The 21,170-nt window shown below is 62.0% G+C and carries 15 protein-coding genes; 9 read left to right on the forward strand and 6 right to left on the reverse strand.

Annotated elements, in window-relative coordinates; all coding sequences use genetic code 11:
* The first annotated feature begins 161 nt into the window (after positions 1–161).
* The 4 genes from IEX85_RS06045 (at position 162) to IEX85_RS06060 (ending at position 5,074) form a co-directional block, all read left to right on the forward strand.
* Positions 162–1,535: an FAD-binding oxidoreductase gene (locus tag IEX85_RS06045; protein WP_188859491.1), complete on the forward strand. Its 1,374-nt coding sequence runs from the start codon at positions 162–164 to the stop codon at positions 1,533–1,535.
* Positions 1,536–2,111: 576 nt separating this feature from the next.
* Complete coding sequence (locus IEX85_RS06050) at positions 2,112–2,681, forward strand: gluconate 2-dehydrogenase subunit 3 family protein (protein ID WP_188859493.1); 570 nt, start codon at positions 2,112–2,114, stop codon at positions 2,679–2,681.
* Position 2,682: 1 nt separating this feature from the next.
* Positions 2,683–4,218: an FAD-dependent oxidoreductase gene (locus IEX85_RS06055; protein WP_188859494.1), complete on the forward strand. Its 1,536-nt coding sequence runs from the start codon at positions 2,683–2,685 to the stop codon at positions 4,216–4,218.
* A 64-nt stretch (positions 4,219–4,282) separates the two neighbouring features.
* Positions 4,283–5,074, forward strand: coding sequence for a 2-keto-4-pentenoate hydratase (locus tag IEX85_RS06060; protein ID WP_188859496.1), 792 nt, complete (start codon positions 4,283–4,285; stop codon positions 5,072–5,074).
* Between the two features lie 884 nt (positions 5,075–5,958).
* Here the strand turns inward: IEX85_RS06060 and IEX85_RS06065 are convergent.
* Both IEX85_RS06065 and IEX85_RS06070 read right to left on the reverse strand, forming a co-directional pair.
* Positions 5,959–7,134, reverse strand: a complete 1,176-nt coding sequence (locus IEX85_RS06065; RefSeq protein ID WP_188859498.1) for a glycerol dehydrogenase — start codon at positions 7,132–7,134, stop codon at positions 5,959–5,961.
* Between the two features lie 173 nt (positions 7,135–7,307).
* Positions 7,308–8,738, reverse strand: a complete 1,431-nt coding sequence (locus tag IEX85_RS06070) for a coniferyl aldehyde dehydrogenase (protein WP_188859500.1) — start codon at positions 8,736–8,738, stop codon at positions 7,308–7,310.
* Between the two features lie 709 nt (positions 8,739–9,447).
* Here IEX85_RS06070 and IEX85_RS06075 point away from each other — a divergent pair.
* The 4 genes from IEX85_RS06075 (at position 9,448) to IEX85_RS06090 (ending at position 14,748) form a co-directional block, all read left to right on the forward strand.
* On the forward strand, positions 9,448–11,100 hold the full coding sequence (locus tag IEX85_RS06075; protein WP_188859502.1) for a fatty acid--CoA ligase: 1,653 nt from the start codon (positions 9,448–9,450) through the stop codon (positions 11,098–11,100).
* Between the two features lie 118 nt (positions 11,101–11,218).
* Positions 11,219–12,592, forward strand: coding sequence for a GntP family permease (locus tag IEX85_RS06080; RefSeq protein WP_188859504.1), 1,374 nt, complete (start codon positions 11,219–11,221; stop codon positions 12,590–12,592).
* Positions 12,593–12,646: 54 nt separating this feature from the next.
* The gene (locus IEX85_RS06085; protein ID WP_188859506.1) at positions 12,647–13,576 is read left to right on the forward strand and encodes a 2-hydroxyacid dehydrogenase; all 930 of its coding nucleotides are present in this window, start codon (positions 12,647–12,649) and stop codon (positions 13,574–13,576) included.
* Between the two features lie 17 nt (positions 13,577–13,593).
* On the forward strand, positions 13,594–14,748 hold the full coding sequence (locus IEX85_RS06090) for an L-lactate dehydrogenase (protein WP_188859508.1): 1,155 nt from the start codon (positions 13,594–13,596) through the stop codon (positions 14,746–14,748).
* A gap of 242 nt (positions 14,749–14,990) precedes the next feature.
* On the opposite strand, the gene IEX85_RS06095 is transcribed toward IEX85_RS06090, so the two are convergent.
* Positions 14,991–15,695 (reverse strand): transglutaminase-like cysteine peptidase, encoded by a 705-nt coding sequence (locus IEX85_RS06095; RefSeq protein WP_188859510.1) that lies wholly within the window; start codon positions 15,693–15,695, stop codon positions 14,991–14,993.
* 90 nt (positions 15,696–15,785) lie between these two features.
* On the reverse strand, positions 15,786–17,243 hold the full coding sequence (gene cls, locus IEX85_RS06100) for a cardiolipin synthase (protein WP_229721809.1): 1,458 nt from the start codon (positions 17,241–17,243) through the stop codon (positions 15,786–15,788).
* A 172-nt stretch (positions 17,244–17,415) separates the two neighbouring features.
* Here cls and IEX85_RS06105 point away from each other — a divergent pair, with 172 nt between their 5' ends.
* Positions 17,416–17,559, forward strand: a complete 144-nt coding sequence (locus IEX85_RS06105; RefSeq protein WP_188859512.1) for a hypothetical protein — start codon at positions 17,416–17,418, stop codon at positions 17,557–17,559.
* 19 nt (positions 17,560–17,578) lie between these two features.
* On the opposite strand, the gene IEX85_RS06110 is transcribed toward IEX85_RS06105, so the two are convergent.
* Together IEX85_RS06110 and betC are read right to left on the reverse strand one after the other, a co-directional pair.
* On the reverse strand, positions 17,579–19,396 hold the full coding sequence (locus IEX85_RS06110; protein ID WP_188859514.1) for a SulP family inorganic anion transporter: 1,818 nt from the start codon (positions 19,394–19,396) through the stop codon (positions 17,579–17,581).
* 189 nt (positions 19,397–19,585) lie between these two features.
* Positions 19,586–21,121 (reverse strand): choline-sulfatase, encoded by a 1,536-nt coding sequence (gene betC, locus IEX85_RS06115; protein ID WP_188859516.1) that lies wholly within the window; start codon positions 21,119–21,121, stop codon positions 19,586–19,588.
* Positions 21,122–21,170: the final 49 nt, after the last annotated feature.

A 21,170-nucleotide genomic window follows, 5' to 3' on the forward strand; every position in this document is an offset into this window, starting at 1 on the left:
CTCATTCAGCCCGCCCTGTCGCCTAGTGTCAAATTCAAGGGCAATTTGAGTCAAGTCCGGCAGCCCGTCTGAAGCGACAATAGACCTTTATCCAACTCAACCAGCATCCGTGCACCGGCGCTCCTGCGGTGCGGATATCAACGATAAGAAAAGGTTATAAAATGAGCATGAATCTGATTGCTGAACTCACCGCTATCGTGGGTGACAAGGGCATTCTCACCGGCGAAGACGTCAGCCAGCGACAGGATGGTTGGATCGGCGCACCGGCCTGCTCGGCGCAGGCGATCGTTCGTCCAGCCGATACCGCCGAACTGTCCGCCGTTATGAAACTCTGCTACGAGCAGGATCAGACGATCGTCGTGCACGGCGGCCTTACCGGCCTCGTCAACGGCGCCCGGACGACCAGCAATGATATCGTGATCTCGCTCGAGCGCATGCGCAACATCGTCGAGATCGACGCCCAGAACCGCACCATGACCGTCCAGTCCGGTGTCAACCTTCAGACGGTGCAGGAGAAGGCCGAAGACGAAGGGCTCTACTACCCCGTCGACCTCGGCGCCCGCGGCACCGCCACCATCGGCGGCACCATCGCCACCAACGCCGGCGGCAACCGCGTGCTGCGCTACGGCATGACCCGCGACTCCATCCTCGGCCTGGAAGCCGTTCTTGCCGACGGTACCATCATCTCGTCGATGTCCAAGGTGCTGAAGAACAACACCGGCTACAACCTGCCCCACCTCTTTATCGGCGCCGAGGGCACCCTGGGTATCGTGACCCAGGCCGTACTGCGCCTGCGCGCCAAGCCGCTGGGCGGCGCGACCGCACTGGTCGCCGTCGAGGATTTCGAGAGCCTGAGCAAACTGCTCAACCTGGCCGAATCGGGCCTGGGCGGCGGACTTAGCTCGTTCGAAGTCATGTGGCACAGCTTCTACGACCTGGTCACCGGCACCGAGCGCCACCGCGCGCCCATCCCCGCGCAGTCGGCCTACTACGTTATCATCGAAACCCAGGGCAACAGCAACGAACAGGAACAGGAGCGCCTCGAGATGCTCCTCGGCGACGCCCTGGAGCAGGAGCTGATCAGCGATGCCGTTCTGACCCAGTCGGACAGCGAACGCGAGAAGATCTGGGCCATCCGCGACGATGTCGAGGCCCTGTTCGAACTGGCCCCGATTCACGGCTTCGATGTCAGCCTGCCGATCTCGGCCATGGAATCCTACGTCGAAAAACTGCAGGCGGGTCTCGACGCGCGCTGGCCCGACAACCGCCTGATCGTTTTCGGCCACCTCGGCGACGGCAACCTTCACGTCATCGTCACCCAGGTTCCGGCCAGCGACAAGAAGGGCGTCGAGGAGCTGGTGTACGGCGGCCTCAACGGTCTGGGGGGCTCGATCTCGGCGGAGCACGGCATTGGCCTTGATAAGAAGCCGTATCTGCAGAACAGCCGCTCACCGGCAGAAATCGCACTGATGAAGCAGATCAAGCAGACGATGGACCCGAAAGGCCTGCTCAACCCGGGTAAGGTACTGAGCTAAGTCCCGGGACCGGCCCCGCAAGGAGCCGGTCGTTACCCGAAATAAAAGGTACTTCGCGGCTTAGCGGGAACCCATCAATGAGTCGGCTGGAGGCATAGTGCCGAACCGACGCCCTAGATGGGTTGCACGACGCCCTGGCCGCATCGGTGACGGAGTCGCCGTGCCGAGGCGTCGCTCCACCCATCCTACGATTTACGTTTTCCCGCCAAAGCGCGATGCGCCAATAAAAAGGCGCTCTCCCCGACCCGGGGCGAGCGCCTTTTTAATGATTCTTCACCGAGGCGCCGCTCCACCCATCCTAAGGTTTACGTTTTCCCGCAAACTCGCGATGTCGCCGCTCAAGGCCCTGCGGGTAGTCAGCTGACGCCTAATGTCAACACCAAGACATCTATTGTCAAGATGATCCCTGCCAGCATACCTAAGATGTTGACCATGCAACTTGCTTGAAGAAAGTCGCCAGCGCGTCGCTGCGAAATTGCCAATATTGCCGCGACAGGCACGGGGTCGGTCAGAGCAACCGGCGTCTACGACAGGCGAACTCACCATTAGGCTATAACTAGAACAAGGCTTAGCAATATGGATAACAACGAACGACTTCCGTCCGCCACGCGCAGACTCTTTCTGCAGCGCTCTCTGATTGCCATGGCTGCGGTAGCAGCGGCCCCCGTTATAGGCGCCACGGAGCTAAAAGCCACCGCCTCTGCCGGTGCCACATCCGATCTGAAACTTCTGAGCGCCGCTGAATACCGCGTTCTGTCCGCGGTGACCGACGCCATCATCCCGCAGGGTGGCGCCTTCCCGGTCGGCGCTCTGGATATCGATCTGGCCAAGCGCATCGATCACCATCTGCGCGAAGAAGAGACGGCCCTTATCGAAGGTGTTCGCGGTGCGCTGATGTTCCTTGAGCACAAGGCACCTGCGGCTTTCGCCGGCAAAGAGGTTCGCTTTTCCGAACTGGACGGCCAGGACCGTGAAGCCATCCTGATCGCAATGCGCGAAGCGGGTGGCGTTCCGACCATCATCTTCTCGGCCATGCGCGGACTGAGTATTTTCTACTTCTACACCCACGAGGACACCTGGCCGCACATCGGTTACGACGGTCCCCTGGTAAAGCGTCCGAATCCAGTTCAGCAGATGGGTGTTTGATATGATTATTCAAGGTCAGGAAATTTTCTCTCCGGTCAACCTCAAGACCCACACCGTGGTCGTCGGCTCCGGTTCCGGCGGCGGCGTGGCGGCTTACCACATGGCCTCCGCGGGTCTCGACACCATCGTGCTCGAAGAAGGCGGCTACTTTCAGGCCAAGGACTTCAACCAGCGCGAAGAGGACATGATGTCGGTCCTCTACCGCGCCGGCGGCAACCAGACCACCAGCGATGGCATGATCGGCGTATTCCAGGGTTCCGCTTTCGGCGGTTCGACCCTCGTCAACACCGCCGATGCCACCCCGATCGAACACGAGGTGCTGCTCCACTGGCAGCAGCATTTCGGCCTCGACCAGCTCACCGAGGAAGCACTCGCTGCGTCTTACGAGCGCGTCTATGCGATGACCAACGTACATCGCCTCGAGGACAGGATTCTCAATCGCAACAACCTGCTGCTGGTCGAAACCGCCAAGCGCCTGGGTTACAAGGCCGGCGTCTTCGACTCCAACCGCAAGAACTGCATCGGCAGCGGCTACTGCTTCAGCGCCTGTGCCTATGACGCCAAACAGGGCACCAACCTCACTTACCTGCCGAAAGCCTCGGCACTCGGCGCCCGTATCTACACCGACGTACGCGTCGATCGCATCGAGCCGCTGAGCAAAGGCCGCTATCGCGTTCACGCCAGCGTCGTCGAGCGTCGTAACCGCTCCGTGCGACTGCCGATGACCATCGAAGCCGAACGGGTCATTCTGGCCGCCGGGTCCGTGCATACGCCGGCTATCATCAAGCGTTCCGGTCTCGACAAAGGCCTGCCGCAGCTGGGTCAGAACATCTCGCTGCAGCCGCAGATGCTCATGTCCTCCAGCTTCGACGACAAGGTCACCTCCTGGCGCGGCGCACCGCAGTCGACCTACGTCAGCGAGTGGGACGACAACCGTCCTGAATGGGGCCTCGGTGGCTTCCGCCTGGAGGGCGTCGGCGGTCTGGTTGGCCTGCTCGGCCAGTCGACCAAGGCCATCGGCCAGGAACACAAGCGCGTCATGCAGGAGTACGCGAACACTGCCTACACCGCGATTCTGGTCCCGGATCAGCCGTCCGGCACCATGACCTGGTCGTGGAACGAAAACGGCAAGGTCATACCGAAGATCGACTACACCCCGACCGAGGAGTGGAAGCAGCGCCTGCGCACCGGTATGAAGAAAGGCGCCGAGTTCATGTTCGAGGCCGGCGCCAAGCGCGTCGACTTCAACACCCTGGTGCTGCCGTCCTTCACCAGCCCTGACCAGCTGTCCCAGATCGACAACTTCCCGATCGAGCCGGGCCTGCTGAACCTGGTCTCGGCGCACGTTCAGGGTAGCTGCCGTATGGGTCTGAACGCAGACGTCGGTGTGGTCGACCAGAATCACAAGATGCACAACCTGGAAAACATCTACATCGTCGACGGTTCGGTGATGCCGACCACCGCCTCGACGCACACCAACATCCCGATCATGACCCTGTCTGACCGGGCCATGCATAAACTGGCCAACGGCATCTAAGTCTTTATCCCGGGCAGCGGCAACGCCGCTGCCGTCCCAACATCAAATAAGTCAGGATATCGAAATGCTCAACAACGAAACCCGCCAGGCTATCGCCCAGGAAATCTACGACTGCTACAGGAACGGCAAGCAGATTTCCCTGCTGACCAAAACCTACCCCGAAATCGAGCAGGAAGATTCGTACCGCATCCAGGAACAGGTCATCGCCCGCTTCATCGAAGACGGTCGCAAGGTCAAGGGTTACAAAATCGGTCTGACCTCCAAGGCGATGCAGGAAATGGCCGGCACCACCGAGCCCGATTACTCCGTGCTGACCGACGATATGTTCGTCGATGAAGAGGCTCACCTGAACCGCAGCGAAATGGCCGATCCGTTGGTCGAAATCGAAATCGCCTTCGTGATGAAGGAGCGCCTGCAGGGCCCCGGCATCAACGCGGCCGACGTTATCCGCGCCACCGACTTCGTACTGCCGTCCATCGAGGTCGTCGACTTCCGCGTCGCCCGCGCCCCGGGTATGGACGTGCGTGACACCATCGCCGATATGGCAGCGGTGGGCAAGGTCGTGCTGGGCGGCAACCCGGTCAGCCTGAACGACATCGACGTTCGCAAAGTCAAGGGCGAACTGCTGATCAATGACGAAGTCATCGAAACCGGCATGTCCTCCGCGGTACTGGGCAACCCGGTTACCGCCGTCGCCTGGCTGGCGAACAAGCTCGCCGACTTCGGCGTGGCGTTCGAGCCGGGTGACGTCATCTTCTCCGGTTCCTGCGTGCGCGCTCTGCCGGTGCAGGCAGGCGATGTCGTCACCGCCCGTTTCGACAACGGCCTGGGTGACGTCGTCCTCAACTTCGACTGATAAGCCTCAGAAACGCCCCGTCGTTCGAAGCGGGTCGGGACCGGCGCGACAACCGCCGGTCAACGCCCCTTCCTGCGGGAAACGAAGCCGGCATGCCCATGGCATGCCGGCTTCGCTGTTTCTGGCCCCGACCGGCATTCCTCTTCCCGAACGCCAATAAAACCGATGGCGTGCCGGACCCATTCGCGCCGGGGCGGTGCTCCTACGGGTGGAAGCCGCGCCGTGGGCGAACCGACCTGGCACCGCTGGTGATCGTTCCCCCTGTAGCCCACTCCATGGGCGAACCGGACTGGCACGGCGGGTGATCGCTCGCGGAGCGAGCGCCGACAAAAGCATGGCGAAACCCCGGATGGGTTAAACCGCCACCGGCACCCACTTCAAGGTCTGCACATAGCGCGCGGCGGTGAAACCATCATATCGATCGCATTACAGATCGATTGGCGGCAGCGTACGCAATTTGCGGGTTCGCGGCGAGGCGCCGCTCCTACGCGCGCGCCCAGCACGCAGGAGCCACGCCTCACTCTGCACGAACGGTAGGAGCCCACTCCGTGAGCGAACCGACCTGGCACCAGGGTTTATCGCTCGCGGAGCGAACGCCTACAAAAAGCAGCCTGCTTTCTCCAGGTAACCAACAGGCTCCCGGCCAGCCGAAGGCAATCGATCTGCACTACGATCGATATTGCGGGTTAGGCGGCGCCCAAAGCACCGGGGCAGCTGTTAGCCCGTCCCGTTGCACCGCTAGACCCACCCTCCGGTCCGTGCTTTCGATATGCGATATGCCAATTGCCGCTTAATCACACACAAAAAAAAGCCCCGACCAGGGCGGTCGGGGCACGGAAAGTGGAAGTGCAAAGCTGCACGACCAGGGATGACTAAAAGCAGACTCAGCCGTGCAGCTTGCTGTAAGCCGCGCTGCCCTCTTCCTCGCTGATGCGACGGCCGAGGCTGTCGGCTTCGAGGAACGCCTGCTGGATGGACTCGACGCTAAGTGGCTCGATCATGTTGCCGATCAGCGGGAACGCCAGCGTCGCTTCGGCGACGGCCGCAATGTCCTTCTCATCGTCGCGGGACATGCCGATCTGTTCCAGGGTAATCGGCAGACCAATCTGCGCGAACAGGCGCGCGACGCGCTCCAGCTCCGCGGTATCGGCCTCCAGCGCCAGCTGGACGAGAATACCGATGGCGACCATTTCGCCATGGAGGTAGTTCTTGTCGACGTGCTCCAGCACGGTCAGCGCCTGGGCGACACCGTGGGCCGCAGCAAGGCCTGTACACTCGAAACCGAGCCCGCTGAGCAGCGTGTTGGCCTCGACGACGTTTTCCAGCTCCGGCGTCACCTGCTTCGCTTCCACGGCATCGATGGCCGCCAGCGCATCCTTGTAGAGGATATCGGCGCAGGTCTGCGAAATGGCGACACCGGCCAGCGTCGGACGTGCGCCGTAGGCGCTCAAACCGTTCGGGTTGCGATGACAGATACGCGCCTCGTACCAGGTCGCCATTGCATCGCCCATGCCAGCAACCAGGAAGCGGGCCGGAGCTTCGGCGATAATCGCAGTGTCGACCATTACCAGCGCCGGGTTCTGCGGAAACACCTCGAAGGTCTCGGTGACGCCTTCCGGCGTGTAGAGCACGGAAATGGCGGAACAGGGCGCATCGTTGGAGGCCAGCGTCGGGAAAATCACGACCGGCACGTCCAGACGATGGGCGATGCACTTGCCGGCATCCAGCGGCTTGCCGCCACCCAGCGCGATAAGCGCGTCAATCTGACCCTGCTCACGCAGCGCCGCGGTCTGCTTTTCCACTTCCTGCAGCGAGCATTCGCCGCCGAAAGTCGCGATGACCGGCTCGATTCCGGCCTGCTCGAGGCTCGCCAGCAGGCGCTTGCCTTCGTTGCGCTGGCTGCGCGCCGAGCACAGAACCGCACAGCGCTTGACCTGCATCGCCGCGATATGCTCGCCGGCATTATCGATCAGGCCGGCCGCCTGAAGGTAGCGCGGCGTGGAGCGATAAAGACGAAGTGCAGTGGCCGCAGGTGCAACAGTTGCTTGATTATCAGACATGAATATTCTCCCGTGTATCCGGTAAGGTCGGACCTCGCTGCGTCGTGAAACGCCGATAAGGGCCTGTGAATGACTCGCGCTGATGGCGAGCGGGCATTCGCCTGTCCGCCGCCCTCAGCCGGCTACAGGCCCGATACCGTATCCGGGCCTGCAGGACGATCAATGCAACCGGATCAGAGGCGGAACTTGATCATCAGGTTCATCAGCTTTTCGAAACGCGGGCCGTACGGCGGCGCCAGCATCAGGATGCCGGACTGCTTGGCCTGCTTGAAGACCGGACGGATCTTGGAGAATTCAATGAAGCCTTCCTTGCCGTGGTAGTGACCCATGCCGCTGTTGCCGACACCGCCGAACGGCATGTCATGCTGCGCCACGTGCAGCAGGGTGTCGTTGATCGAAACACCACCGGACAGAGTGTTGTAAACCACTTTGTCCTGGAGCTTCTTGTCGTTGGTAAAGAGGTAAAGCGCCAGCGGGCGCTCGCCTGCATTGATGTACTCGATGACATCATCGATGCTGTCGTAGACCTTGATCGGCAGCAGCGGACCAAAGATCTCGTCCTGCATGATCACCATGTCTTCCTTCACGTTCAGCACGACCGACGGCGGGAACTTGCGGGTTTCCGGGTTCGGCGCGCCGTCCTTGACCAGCTGGATCACCTCGGCGCCCTTCTCGGTCGCGTCCTTGACGGTGTAGGAGATGCGCTCGAAGGCCTTGTTATCGATCAGCGAGGTGAGGTCGCCGGAGTCGGAGCTGCCGTAACGCTCGTTGAGAACGTCCTTGGCGTGCTTGACGAACTCGTCGACGGACTCGCGCGGCAGGAACAGGTAGTCCGGCGCGGTGCAGGTCTGGCCGCAGTTGATGAACTTGCCGAACAGCAGACGCTCCGCGGCGGTACGCAGGTTGAAGTCCTTGGCGACGATGGTCGGCGACTTGCCGCCCAGTTCCAGCGTCACCGGAGTCAGGTACTTAGAGGCGGTTTCCATGACCACCTTGCCGGTTGCCGGGGAACCGGTGAAAACGAAGTGGTCCCAGGGACGGTCGGTGAATTCGCCGGCCGAAACGCCCGGAATCACGGCGAACTGGTCTTCGCTGAACTCGGCCGAAACCAGCTTGTCCAGCAGGCGGCACAGATTCTGAGAGTTGGCAGCCATCTTGACGATAACGCGGTTACCGGCAGCCAGCGCCGCGATAGCCGGGCCAATCGCCAGGCCCAGCGGGTAGTTCCACGGGCTGACGACACCTACAACGCCCTTGGGCTGCGGAATAACCTTGTTCTTCGCACCGAGAAACGAAATGCCGACGTGACGCTTTTCCGGGGCCATCCACTTTTTCAGATGCTTTTTGTTGTAAGCAACGGAGCTGAGCATCTGGGAAACTTCCAGCAGGCGGGTTTCCTGGGACGAACGATTGCCGTAGTCAGCATTGACAGCCTCACAGATCGCGTCCTGGTTGTTGATCAGCAGACGGTCGATCTTGTCGAGCGCTTCCAGACGCTCACGCAAAGTCGGATAAGGAGACTTGCGCGAAGCGATGCGCTGCGCGTTGAATACTCTGTCGATTCGGCTGGTTTCGTTCTGAATGTTAACTGCTGCGTTAGTCATTTCGGCCTCGGTTTTATTTTCTCGGTAATCGAATGTTATTGGGGCAATGGCATGAGCCGTAACCTGAATATCGGCGTTATAGCCAGACATTCATACCTTAATGGCCGGTATGAACTGGCGGCCATTTTCATTGGTTCACAGCCTATAAGAGCTCCGAACTGGCGGCTTGACAAAAAACGATCCATATTTGACATAAAGTGCAACCAATCCTGAAACCCCGGACGAACCCACCGTAAAGTGGCCACATTCGGGGTTTAAGGAGAGCTACGAGTTTCAGGCGAAAAAGACCGGGAGGCCGGAAGTCAGCCCATATTCGCATAATGTCAAACCCGGTACGTATAAGGTCAAGCGGCGTGCTGACCATACAAGCAGTATTGGCCCATCACGAATACGAACAATAATAGTCGGGAGCCACACACATCATGAAAGGCCTTAATCTGCCTTTTTGTCCCGGGATGATCCCCTCGGCACGGTCACTGTGCAGTCGCGGTTGCGGCGACAGACCGCTCTCTGGCGGCGCCAGTATCGGCAGGGGAGGATTCTGCAGCGCCGGCACCCTCGTTGCCAACGCCATACCCAATCCGACTCGTCGTTTCGACTGAAACAGTGAGACTGCAGCCGTTGCCATACCAGGCCACAGCGGCTGCAGTTAGCAGCAGTTCACGCTGCACACTACAAAAAGAATCATCAACCACTTGAGGCCCGAAAAATGGCTACCAAAATTCTGAAGTCCGCCGACTCCGCCTACCAGTATCCGCTGCTGATCAAGCAGCTGCTGACCTCCGCCCAGCGTTTCGAAACCGAGAATGCCATAGTTTCCGGCGAGTACCGTTTCAGCTATGCACAGTTCAACGAGCGTGTGCACCGGCTGGCGAACACGCTGAAGGCCGCAGGCATCGGCGAAGGCGACACCGTTGCGGTAATGGACTGGGACAGCCATCGCTACCTCGAGTGCTTTTTCGCCGTGCCGATGATCGGTGCCATTTTGCACACGGTGAACATCCGTCTGTCGCCGAGCCAGATCGAATACACCATGAATCACGCCCAGGACGACCTGGTACTGGTTCACGACGACTTCCTGCCGATCATCGACGATATCCGCGGTGAGCTGAAAACGGTCAAGAACTATATCCGCCTGACCGACGTCGCCGGATCGACCGATGATGCGTTCGAATGCATGGGTGAATACGAAGCCCTGCTTGCCGAAGCCGAAAGCCACTACGACTTCCCGGACTTCGACGAGAACTCGGTTGCGACCGCCTTCTACACCACCGGTACCACTGGCAATCCCAAGGGTGTCTACTTCTCGCACCGTCAGCTGGTGCTGCACACCCTGAATATGGTCAACACCCTCAATACCCGCAGCAACGAGGGCGCGCTGCTCAAGCACGACGGCGCCTACATGCCGATCACCCCGATGTTCCACGTTCACGCCTGGGGCATTCCCTATGCGGCGACCATGATGGGCGTGAAGCAGGTTTACCCGCTGCGTTACGAACCCAACACCCTGGCGCGGCTGATTCGCGAAGAAGGCGTGACCTTCTCGCACTGTGTACCGACCGTTCTGCAAATGGTCATTCAGTCCTCCGAAGCCGCCAACACCAACTTCGACGGCTGGAAGGTCATTATCGGCGGCAGCGCCCTGACGCCGGGTCTCGCAGCCCAGGCCCTCGAGCTGGGTATCGAGCCGTTCAGCGCCTACGGCATGTCCGAGACCTGCCCGCTGATGGCGATGACCCGCTTCACCGCCGCAGATCGCGAGCTGCCCACCGAAGAGCAGCTGAGCCACCGCACCCGCGCCGGCCTTCCGAGCGATCTGGTCGATATTGCGATCTGGGACCCGGCCGGCAACCCCCTGCCCCACGACGGCAAGAGCAGCGGCGAAGTCGTCGTGCGCGCGCCCTGGCTGACCCAGAGCTACCTCCACGAGCCGGAAAAGGGTGACGAACTCTGGCAGGGCGGCTGGCTGCATACCGGCGATGTCGCGGCCATCCTCCCCAACGGCACCGTCGAAATCCGTGACCGCATCAAGGATGTCATCAAGACCGGCGGCGAGTGGATCTCCTCGCTCGACCTCGAGCGTCTGATCAGCCAGCACCCCGGCGTCGATACCGTTGCCGTGATCGGCGTCCCCGACGAGCGCTGGGGCGAGCGCCCCTTCGCGATGATCGTGCCCAAGTCCCAGGACTTCGATGTCGCGTCGGTCGCCACCCACCTGCAGCAGTACGTGGATTCCGGCGCCATCAACAAGTGGGCGATTCCGCGCGAAATCGAACTGGTGAACGACATTCCCAAGACCAGCGTCGGCAAGATCGACAAAAAACTGATTCGCGCCCAGGTAGCCGAGCAGGCCGCCAACTAAGGTCAAAGCGACCTGGCTAAACCTCTGGTGCCCCACCGGCAGGCTGAAAAGCGTCGCTGCTCAGCTTGCCGGAGTTCGGGGCACCGTCCCTTAGCCCCTTTCTGGAGAACAATAAGAGATGGCTTACGCAGGATTAATCGGCAGCGTCGTGCTGCTTATCTGGTTGGCACTTCGCGGGGTGAACATCATCCTGGCGTCGCTCATTAGCGCACTTGTCGTTGTCGTGACCAATGGCTTGCCTCTGGCCGACAGCTTTTCCGAGTACTACGCCTTCGGTCCGCTCGGGGCTTTCACCTTTGCCGGAAAGTTTTTCCTGCTGTTCGCCGCCGGGGCCATTTTCGGCCGCGTCATGGGCGACAGCCATGCGGCATCGAGCATTGCCATGGCACTGGTCCGCAAGCTGGGAGCCCAACGCGCGCTCTGGATCACCACCCTGGCATGCGCCCTGCTGACCTACGGCGGCGTCGTGGCCTTCGTGGTGATTTTCGCCATGTACCCGCTCGGTCTCAAGCTGCTGCAGGAAGCCGACATTCCCAAGCGCCTGTTCTGTGCGGCACTGGCGCTGGGCGCCGGTACCTTTACCCTCACCACGCTGCCCGGCACGCCTTCGATCCATAACGTGATCTCGGCGGTATCCCTCGGTACCGACCTCTTCGCCGGCTTCTGGCTCGCCATGCTCGGGGGCGCACTGATGTTCGCACTCGGCATGTGGTACCTCGAACGGCAGCGGGTTCTTGCGGTCGCCAACGGTGAAGGCTTCAAGCCGGCACCCCACGACCGTATTTCAGCCGTTGACGAAAGTGACTATCCGCACTGGCTGCTGGCCAGCCTGCCGCTGGCGCTGGTACTGGCGTTCATCATTATGCCGCGTGTGATTACCCTTGCCTTCGGCATCGATTCACTGGCCGAAGGCTCTTTGCCGCGCACGGTCCTGGAATTCGCCAATAGCCAGCCGATCATCTGGCCCAGCATCTCGCTGCTCGCAGGTTCGGTCCTGGCAGGCGTCATCTTCCCGGCGATCCGACGCGACTCGATTCATGTCATGGGTCACGGTGCTCAGGACTCGATCATGCCGCTTATCAATACCGCTGCCGTTATCGGGTTCGGCGGCGTCGTGACCCATACCGCGGGCTTCGGCGACTTCACCTCCTTTATGCTGAACTCGGCCTTGCCGCCGCTGCTGTCGATGTTCGCCTCGATCAGCCTGGTCTCCGCCATCACAGGCTCCGCTACCGGCGGCCTGCAGATATTCATGCAGACCCTGGCGCCGTCCTATCTGGAGATGGGTATCGAGCCACAGACGCTGCACCGAATCGCGACCATGGCCAGCGGCGGTTTCGACTCCCTGCCGCATTGCGGCACCATCATCGCCATGCTCACCATCACCGGTCTGACCCACAAGGAAGCCTACCGTGACGTTGGCATCATCACGGTGGTGATCCCGGTCGGCGTAACCCTGGCACTGATCGGACTCGTCGCGCTGATGGGCTGAAGTCCCGAGCCCCTTACTCCGTACGATCAACGATTACTATAAGGAACGAAAAACATGAGCAACGCCATCATCCTCCTGACCCGTCCGCTACCCCAGCCCATGATCGACGCGCTTGGCCAGTTCGGCGAGGTCCGTGTCATGGACGCGAGCGAGAACATCGGCGAAGGCAACATTCTGGTTTCGACACCGCTGGACCCGATCGACGCCGACCTGATCGCGCGCCTGCCCGAGAGCCTTGGCCTGATCGCCAATATCGGTGTCGGCATCGATCATATCGATCTGGCGGCCGCGCGCGCCCGCGGCATCGCCGTGAGCAATACCCCGGTCGTGACCGAAGACACCGCGGATCTGGCCTTTACGCTGATCCTGGCGACCTGCCGCCGGCTCGGCATCGCCGAACGCCACCTGCGCAACGACGACTGGGCCGCCGGCGTCAGCCAGATGGGCCAGCGCGTGCACGGCAAGACCCTGGGTATCGTCGGCTTCGGCGCCATCGGCCAGGCGGTCGCCCGCCGCGCCCGAGGCTTCAACATGAATATTATCTACCACGGTCGCAGCGCCAAGCCGGAAGCGGAAGCCGAAATCGGCGCGCGCTACTGCGAAACGCTGGAAGAACTGCTGGCCGAAGCGGACATCGTCTCGCTCAACTGCGACCTCAATGACAGCACCCGTCATCTGATCAACGCCGACACCCTGGCCAAAATGAAGCCGAATGCGACCCTGATCAACACCGGTCGCGGGCCGCTGATCGACGAAGCGGCACTGGTTGATGCGCTGAAGAACGGCCAGCTCGGCGGCGTCGGCCTCGACGTCTACGAATTCGAGCCCAAGGTCACGCCTGAGCTCAAGGAGTTCGACCGTGTCACCCTGTCCCCGCACATCGGTAGCGCCACCCAGGAGTGCCGTGGTGACATGGCGCGCCGTGTCTGCATGAATATCGCACAGTTCGTTCAGCAGGGCGCCCCGGGCGACTGCTGCAACTGAGTCAGGAAAACGACACCATGAGCATTTTCAACGTAAACCCCGTTACCGTCGACGACTATCGTCGCCTTGCCGAGCGCCGTCTGCCGCGCTTCCTGTTCGACTACCTCGACGGCGGCGCCAACGCCGAGGCAAGCCTCGCCGCCAACGTCAACGATTTCGACAACTACCGCCTGGTGCAGCGCGTGCTGCGCAACGTCGATGGTATCGATACCTCGACCACCATCGCCGGTTTCGACGCCGCGATGCCGGTTACACTGGCTCCGGTCGGCATGGCCGGCATGTACCGTCGCCGTGGCGAAACCCAGGGCGCCCGCGCAGCCGACGCCGTTGGCGTGCCCTACACCGTCTCGACACTGGGCATTTGCCCGGTAGAGGAAATTATCGCCGCCACCGGCAAGCCGATCTGGTTCCAGCTCTACATGCTGCGCGACCGCGATGTGGTACAGTCCCTGCTCGCCCGTGCCCAGGCCGCCGGCTGCACCACCCTGGTGTTCACCGTGGACCTGCCGGTCGCCGGCATGCGCCTGCGCGACTACCGCAACGGCATGATCGGCACCAACCTCGCCAGCAAGCTCTCGAAAGCGGCGCAGCTGGCAACCAGCCCCTGCTGGGCCTACGACGTCGGCATCAAGGGCAAGCCGCACACCATTGGCAACCTGGACAAGGTCGTACCCGACCCCGATGACCTCAACGCCGTCAAGGCCTTCATCGACAGCCAGTTCGATCCCCGCTGCACCTGGGAAGACATCGCCTGGCTGCGTTCGATCTGGTCCGGCAAGATCATTATCAAGGGCCTGATGGAAGTCGACGATGCCAAGGCCGCCGTCGATGTCGGCGCCGATGGCATCGTGGTGTCGAACCACGGCGCCCGTCAGCTCGACTCTGTCGCATCCAGCATCAGCAAGCTGCCGGCAATCGCCAAGGCGGTGGGCAAGCAGACGGAAATTCTGGTCGATGGCGGTATCCGCAGCGGTATCGACGTGGTCAAGGCCGTTGCGCTGGGTGCCAACGGTGTGATGATCGGCCGTCCCTGGGTCTACGCCAATGCCGCGCGTGGTGAGCAGGGCGTCACCGACCTGCTGACCACCTTCCAGAAAGAGATCGCCACCGCGATGGCGCTGATGGGCGTCACCAGCATCGATCAGATCACGTCGGACCTGATCGAGGCATAGTTCTCCCTGGGGTGGGTCAGGTGCGCAAACCGCCTTTTGTGCCGGTCCACAGCGGCTGGCGCGCACCGAACCCCCTCTAGGGACCGCTACCGCATTCGGCAGATGGCGGGTTAGGACTCGCCCGGAACTTGTAAAAACCTGACAGTTCTCCCCCGCGCGTCTAACCCAGCCTGCTCGCTAGCGGGCGCGGTCCGGTCGCGCCCGGCACTCCGGGGGCCGCCAGAGCCCCCGGAAGCGCCGCTTCAGAAGGTCGGTCGACCGCCGTTGTACTGGCGGTACTTCTCCCGGTTTTCCCGGATCCGGGCCTTGATGGTCTCGAGCTTTTCCAACCGACGCTGGCCGATTTCCGCCTTGATGGTGCGCTGCTGCCCGTCGTCATCGAGCAGAATCAGATCACCGGCGGCATCGAACAGATAGACCCCCACCAGATCATCACGCTCGTTGCCGGTCTTGATCTCCGGGATCATGTTGTCGAGCACCAGAGCATGCTGGTGATCGTCGCTGAGCCAGACCAGCACCATGTGGGGTTCACCGGTCGCCCTCACGCGGACATACCCCAGATAAAGATTTTTCTCCGGCACTCCCAGCAACCGCAAACCCACGTACTTGCCGATCGCCATGTCCTCGCAGTCACCGCCGTAGAGCGCGATGGTCTCGATTGGCGTCGCCCAGTAGTCTTCGGCGTGCCACTTGTCACGGTCCGTCACCCATGGAAGCTTGTTGAGGGTGTCGTTGACCACCCTGAGCTTGGTCTCGAGCGGGGCATCGGCCTCGGCGATCAGGGTTTCGTACACCCTGCGCAGGCGGCTGGCGCCGGCAACCCCGTATTCCTTCTGAAACTGCGCGAACAGCTCTTCCGACCAGCGTGCCGGCTCAGCCTGCACCGCCGTAACCGTATAGCCCAGCATCCCCGTGATCATGGCCAGTATCAGCAGCACTCTTTTCATATCCACTCCGCCTGCCCGAATGTGTATTGAAAGGTACGCGTACTTTCTATTTATAGACCAGGGTCAGACAGTCGCCGGCCGCAACAGGCCTTACTGAATCGGCGCCAGCAGATAGGCGCAGCGGCTGACAAGCCGCAGCGGCAATGACCAGTTTTTCACCTCGGCGGTACTGAGCTGCCGGCTCTGAAGAAAATCTTCGCGCAGCATGGCGGCCACCTCGCCGGCAAACTGCCGGTTGCGGTTGAGTATCGAGATCTCGAAGTTGAGCCGGAATGAACGGTTGTCGAGATTGGCGGTTCCGATCGAGGCCAGTTCATCGTCGACCAGCAGAACCTTCTGGTGCAAGAAGCCGTTCTGGTAGCGGTAGAACTTCACCCCGCAGAAGATCGTTTCGCCGATATAGGTGTAGGACGAGAGTTTCATCAGCCGCTTGTCGGCAAGCTCCGGCAGCAGAATACGCACGTCCACGCCGCGCAGCGCCGCCAGCTGAAGCGCCGCCACCACCGCCGCGTCCGGCACGAAATAGGGGCTGACGATCCACAGACGCTGTCGTGCGGTCTGTATCAGGTGCAGGAAATACAGCGCACAGCTTTCCAGCGTATCGGCCGGCCCGCTCGACAGCACGAAGGTTTCGACGCCGCCGGTCGGGACGACCGACGGCACCCAGTTCAGCGATGCCGGTACCCGGTCCGTGGCCCAGTACCAGTCCTCGACGAAGGCAAGCTGCACCGCCTGAACCGCGGGGCCCCGCAGCGCCACGCTGGTATCGCGCCACGGGCTGAGCACCGGATGCTTGTGAACGTATTCGCGCCCGACGTTGACGCCGCCGACGCAGGCGTAGTCGCCGTCGACGACGACGATCTTGCGATGGTTGCGAAAGTTGAGCTGAAACCGGTTGCGCAGCCCCTTGGTGGAATGAAAGGGGCGGATATCCACCCCGGCGTCTGCCAGCGAGCGGAAGAAGCGCCGCGGCGTCTGGAAGGAACCGATCTCGTCGTAGAGGAAGCGAACTCTGACTCCGTCGCGAACCCGGCTGATCAGGAGGTCGCCGAGCGCGCGCCCGAATTCGTCGTCACGCACGATGTAGAACTCCAGCAGCACATAGTGCGTTGCCGTGCGTATCGCCGCGAACATGTCCTCGAAGGCACGGTCGCCATTGATCAGCAGACGCGCCTCGTTGCCACGGGTGAAGGGCATCTTCGCCAGCCGCTCCAGCGCGGTGAACGTCTGGTCCGCCGCCGAGGTACGGGGAATATGGGGCTGGAAGCGCAGATTGAGACTGCGGGCCAGGTTCTGCACTTCCAGTCGCCCACGCCCCCTGCCCTGGGCGTAACCCCGAAAGCGACGCCGGCCGAACACCCAGTACAGCGGTACCATCAGCGGCGGAAAGACCACCAGCAGGATGACCCAGGCGACTGCGCCCTGGGCCGTGCGCGTTGTCATGATCGCGTTGAGGCCGGACACTATGCCCAGCACCAGCATGACGAAGGCCGCAAGCGCCAGTACCACGGGTTCGTGTTCCGGCGGCAGCCCCGTTAAAGTTTCCAAATCGAATCCCTGATATTGAAAAATTTTACTGCAGTATAGGGAAACTCCCAATAAGTCCCAAAGCGCAGGGCACCGCGTCCAGCGACTCCCGGCGGCGGGCAAACTCTATTACCCGCCGCAACAGGCGAGTGCTAGAATAGGGTCCGCAATTCGTTGACATGGAAGCTGTCAGATGCTCGACGTGCTGGAAGCATTGCGTGCCTGGTTCGGGGAAAATCCCTGGCGTTTGCTCTACCTGCTGCCCTACCTGCTGGTGCCCTTTCTGGTGGTGCCGGTCTATGAACTGCTCGACCACATTGTCGCCATGCTGATGTGACACTCAGGACGTCGCAGCCTCAGCGTGGCGCCGCGTCAGACGCGTTCTCCTCGTCGCCTGCGTTGGTATCGGCGTCAGTGGCAATCAGCTCCGCCCCCGGCAGGCGGCTGCACTCCTGCCAGATGCGTTTGGTGCAACCGGCGCAGATCTCGAAATCGAGCTCGGCGATGGCGTCTTCCAGCGCTTCGGCCTTGGAGATATAAACGTTGCCCTCGCCCAGCTCCTCCACCACATGGTAGCGCCGCAGCTGATCCAGCAGCGGCATTGCCAGCGCGATGCGAAAGGAACCGCCACGGGCCCTGGCCGCACGGATTTCGTGGCGCAGAAAGTCGGCGCCGGATAGATCCAGCCGGCCGATGCCCTTGAGGTAGAACAGTATGTGTTTCTGCCCGGGACGCTCCCGTTCCAGCAACCGGAACTGGTGCTCGATATACTCCACCGAACCGAAGAACAGCGGCCCATCGAGACGTATGACCAGAATCTGCGGGCACTCGACCAGGTTGTGCAGCTCGGCGTTGCGAAAGCGCCGCCGCTCACCGCGGCCGGTGGTCGGCGCCGTGACCCGCAAAAGCGGCCGTGAGCTCTTGTAGATAAACACCGCGAAAGAGGCGATCACACCGACATAGATCGAGAAGTCCAGCTTGACCAGCAGCCCGGCGGCCAGCGTCAGCATCAGTATCAGCGTTTCCGGCGGGCTGGTGCGGAAGACGCGGCGGAATTCGGCGATATCGATCAGGCGCCAGGCGACGTAGAGGATCAGACCGGCAATCGCCGGGGTCGGAATCCAGGCCACCAGCGGCGCGACTAGCAGCAGGATCAGCGCCAGTATGACGCAGGAGAACATCGTCGCCAGCGGCGTCCGTGCCCCCGCCTCGGCATTGACGCCGGACTTGGTGAAGGAGCCGGACCCGGCGTAGCACTGGAAGAAACCGCCCACCAGGTTCGACAGCCCCTGACCCAGAATCTCCTGGTTGGCGTCGAAGCGTTCCCCCCGGCGCAGCGCGAAGGAGCGGCCGATCGAAATCGCCTCGAGCAGCCCCACCAGCGCAATGGCCGCGGCACCCGGCGCCAGCAGCCGAATATCCCCCGCCGTCACCTCCGGCAGATGGAATTGCGGAAACACCGCCGGCAGCGTGCCGATCAGTTCGATGCCTCGCCCCCCGGCATCCAGTGCATAGCCCAGCAGGCTGCCCGCCACCAGCGCGATAAGAAAGCCCGGCAGCTTGCGAAAACGCGTTTGCAGCACCGCCACCAGCAGCAGGGTGGTGCCGGAGATCAGCGCCGCCACCGGCTCGATACCGTCAAGGGCGCCGAACACGCGCCAGAGCCGCTCGAAAACGGTGCCGCCCCCCTCCAGCTGCAGCCCCAGCGCCACGCCGATCTGGCTCACCGCGATCAGCAGCGCCGCCGCGGCAGTAAAACCGGTGATGACAGAATGCGAAACGAAAGCCACCAGGCTGCCGAGTCGGGCAAAGCCCGCCGCCAGCTGAAACACGCCGACCAGCAGCGTGACCAGCAGCGCGAACTCGACGTAAACGGCCGTGCCCGGTGGCGCCATATCGTGCAACAGCGCGAAAAGAATCGCCGAGAGCGCGGTGGTCGGCCCCGAAATCATCACCATCGATGAGCCGAAGAAGGCCGCGACGAACGCCGTCACCATGCTCGCGTAGAGCCCGAACTCCGGCGGCAGACCGGCAATGATCGCGAACGCCACCCCCTGGGGCAGCGCCACCGCGGCATTGGTGACGCTCGCCATCAGGTCGGCGCGCAGATTGTCCGGCGTAATGCGCTGACGCCAGTCGAGAATGGGCAGCAGACGGTCGAGCTTCACGGCCATGGCGGGGACGGTCCTGGTCTGATTTCCCTACAGCATAGAGGATCAGTCCAAGGACCGGGCTCTCCCGTCGCCACGCGGGAGCCGAACCGGCGCGCTGGTGCAGGCGGTGCAGGCGGTGAAGGTGTCTGCTGGCGCGGCGCAATGGCCGGAGAACAGGCGGGCAAGCAGGAGTCTTGCCTGCCACAGGGGTCAGGACGCCTTGTCAGCGACGCGCGGGAAGCGCGAGCGGGCCTCGAGATCATCCAGATCGATGGTGTTGCGCATGTACTGCTGGCTGGCATCGACCATCGGCTGGAAGTCCCAGGGCGTGACCTTGCCTTTCATCAGCGAACGGGCCACGAGGCGACGGCGACGCTGACTCCAGAGCACGTCTTGGTGCACCTGGTCGAGGTCCCAGTTCTCGGCGATTTCCCGGCGCAGCGACTCCACCAGCTGCGCATGCTCGGGGCTGCCTGCCAGGTTGGTGAGTTCCTGCGGGTCGCGGTCGAGATCGAACAGCTGGTCCGGATCGCCCGGCGCGTGGGTGAACTTGAAGTTGCCGCGGCGGATCATCAGCATCGGCGCGACCGCGCCCTCGCCCATGTACTCGCCGATCACCTCGTCATGCCCCTGGCCGCCATCGAGGTGCGGCAGCAGGCTGCGCCCTTCGATCGGCGTGACGGTGCCGCCGTGTTCGCCCCCCGTGGCCAGATCGAGGAAAGTCGGCAGCAGATCCATGGTCGAGACACTGGCACTGACACGACGCGGTGCGAAGCGCTCCGGCGCATGCACGATCATCGGCACGCGGACGGACGATTCGAACCAGCTCATCTTGTACCAGAGTCCGCGCTCGCCGAGCATGTCGCCGTGGTCGCCGGAGAATACGATGATGGTATTTTTGTCCAGACCGGTCTCCTTCAGCGCTTTCAGCAGCTCGCCGATCTTGTCATCGACGAAGCTGATATTGCCGTAGTAGGCGCGACGGGCGTTGCGCACCTGCTCGTCGGTCACCGGGGTTTTGTCGGCTTCGTATACGAACTGCAGGCGGCGGGAATGCGGGTCCTGGTCCTCGGGCGCGATCTGCACCGACGGCAGATCGATCTCGACATCCTCGTACCGGTCCCAGTATTCCCGGGTGCAGGCGTAGGGATCGTGCGGGTGGGTCATGGAGACGGTCAGGCAGAACGGGCGCTTATCGCTGCCGCGCACATGGTCGTACATATAGCGCCTGGCGTTGAACACCACCTCGTCGTCGAAATCCAGCTGGTTGCTGCGCACGCAGGTGCCGGCCTGGGTGATCGAGGACATGTTGTGGTAGTAACTCGGGCGCTTTTCGAATTCATCCCAGTTGACGAACCAGCCGAAGTCCGCCGGGTAGATATCGCTGGTCAGGCGCTCCTCGAAGCCGTGCAGCTGGTCCGGCCCGCAGAAGTGCATCTTGCCGGACAGCGCGGTGCGATAGCCGTGATCGCGCAGGTAATGGGCGAAGGTGGGAATATCGGCCGGCAGCTCCGCAGCGTTGTCGTAAGCGCCGATCTTCGACGGCAGACGACCGGTCATCAGCACGAAGCGCGAGGGTGCACAGAGCGGGCTGTTGCAGTAGGCCGAATCGAATACCACGCCATTTTTCGCCAGAGCGTTGAGATTGGGAGTTTTGACGACCGACTTCGGGTTATATATCGGCAGTACGGGAGCTGCCAGCTGGTCGGCCATGATAAAGAGGATATTGGGCTGTTCTGTGCTCATCGCTACTCCTGAAATCTGTTCGCGCTGTTAATTTTGTTAATGTCACCTC

It is taken from the genome of Marinobacterium nitratireducens, from assembly GCF_014645375.1.
GTDB lineage: Bacteria > Pseudomonadota > Gammaproteobacteria > Pseudomonadales > Balneatricaceae > Marinobacterium_A > Marinobacterium_A nitratireducens.

Coding starts and splice junctions, on each gene's coding strand:
- IEX85_RS06065 (WP_188859498.1), bottom strand. CDS start 7,134: ATGTCTGATAATCAAGCAACTGTTGCACCTGCGGCCACTGCACTTCGT.
- IEX85_RS06080 (WP_188859504.1), top strand. CDS start 11,219: ATGGCTTACGCAGGATTAATCGGCAGCGTCGTGCTGCTTATCTGGTTG.
- IEX85_RS06070 (WP_188859500.1), bottom strand. CDS start 8,738: ATGACTAACGCAGCAGTTAACATTCAGAACGAAACCAGCCGAATCGAC.
- IEX85_RS06095 (WP_188859510.1), bottom strand. CDS start 15,695: ATGAAAAGAGTGCTGCTGATACTGGCCATGATCACGGGGATGCTGGGC.
- IEX85_RS06045 (WP_188859491.1), top strand. CDS start 162: ATGAGCATGAATCTGATTGCTGAACTCACCGCTATCGTGGGTGACAAG.
- IEX85_RS06075 (WP_188859502.1), top strand. CDS start 9,448: ATGGCTACCAAAATTCTGAAGTCCGCCGACTCCGCCTACCAGTATCCG.
- betC (WP_188859516.1), bottom strand. CDS start 21,121: ATGAGCACAGAACAGCCCAATATCCTCTTTATCATGGCCGACCAGCTG.
- IEX85_RS06060 (WP_188859496.1), top strand. CDS start 4,283: ATGCTCAACAACGAAACCCGCCAGGCTATCGCCCAGGAAATCTACGAC.
- IEX85_RS06090 (WP_188859508.1), top strand. CDS start 13,594: ATGAGCATTTTCAACGTAAACCCCGTTACCGTCGACGACTATCGTCGC.
- IEX85_RS06105 (WP_188859512.1), top strand. CDS start 17,416: ATGCTCGACGTGCTGGAAGCATTGCGTGCCTGGTTCGGGGAAAATCCC.
- IEX85_RS06050 (WP_188859493.1), top strand. CDS start 2,112: ATGGATAACAACGAACGACTTCCGTCCGCCACGCGCAGACTCTTTCTG.
- IEX85_RS06055 (WP_188859494.1), top strand. CDS start 2,683: ATGATTATTCAAGGTCAGGAAATTTTCTCTCCGGTCAACCTCAAGACC.
- IEX85_RS06085 (WP_188859506.1), top strand. CDS start 12,647: ATGAGCAACGCCATCATCCTCCTGACCCGTCCGCTACCCCAGCCCATG.
- IEX85_RS06110 (WP_188859514.1), bottom strand. CDS start 19,396: ATGGCCGTGAAGCTCGACCGTCTGCTGCCCATTCTCGACTGGCGTCAG.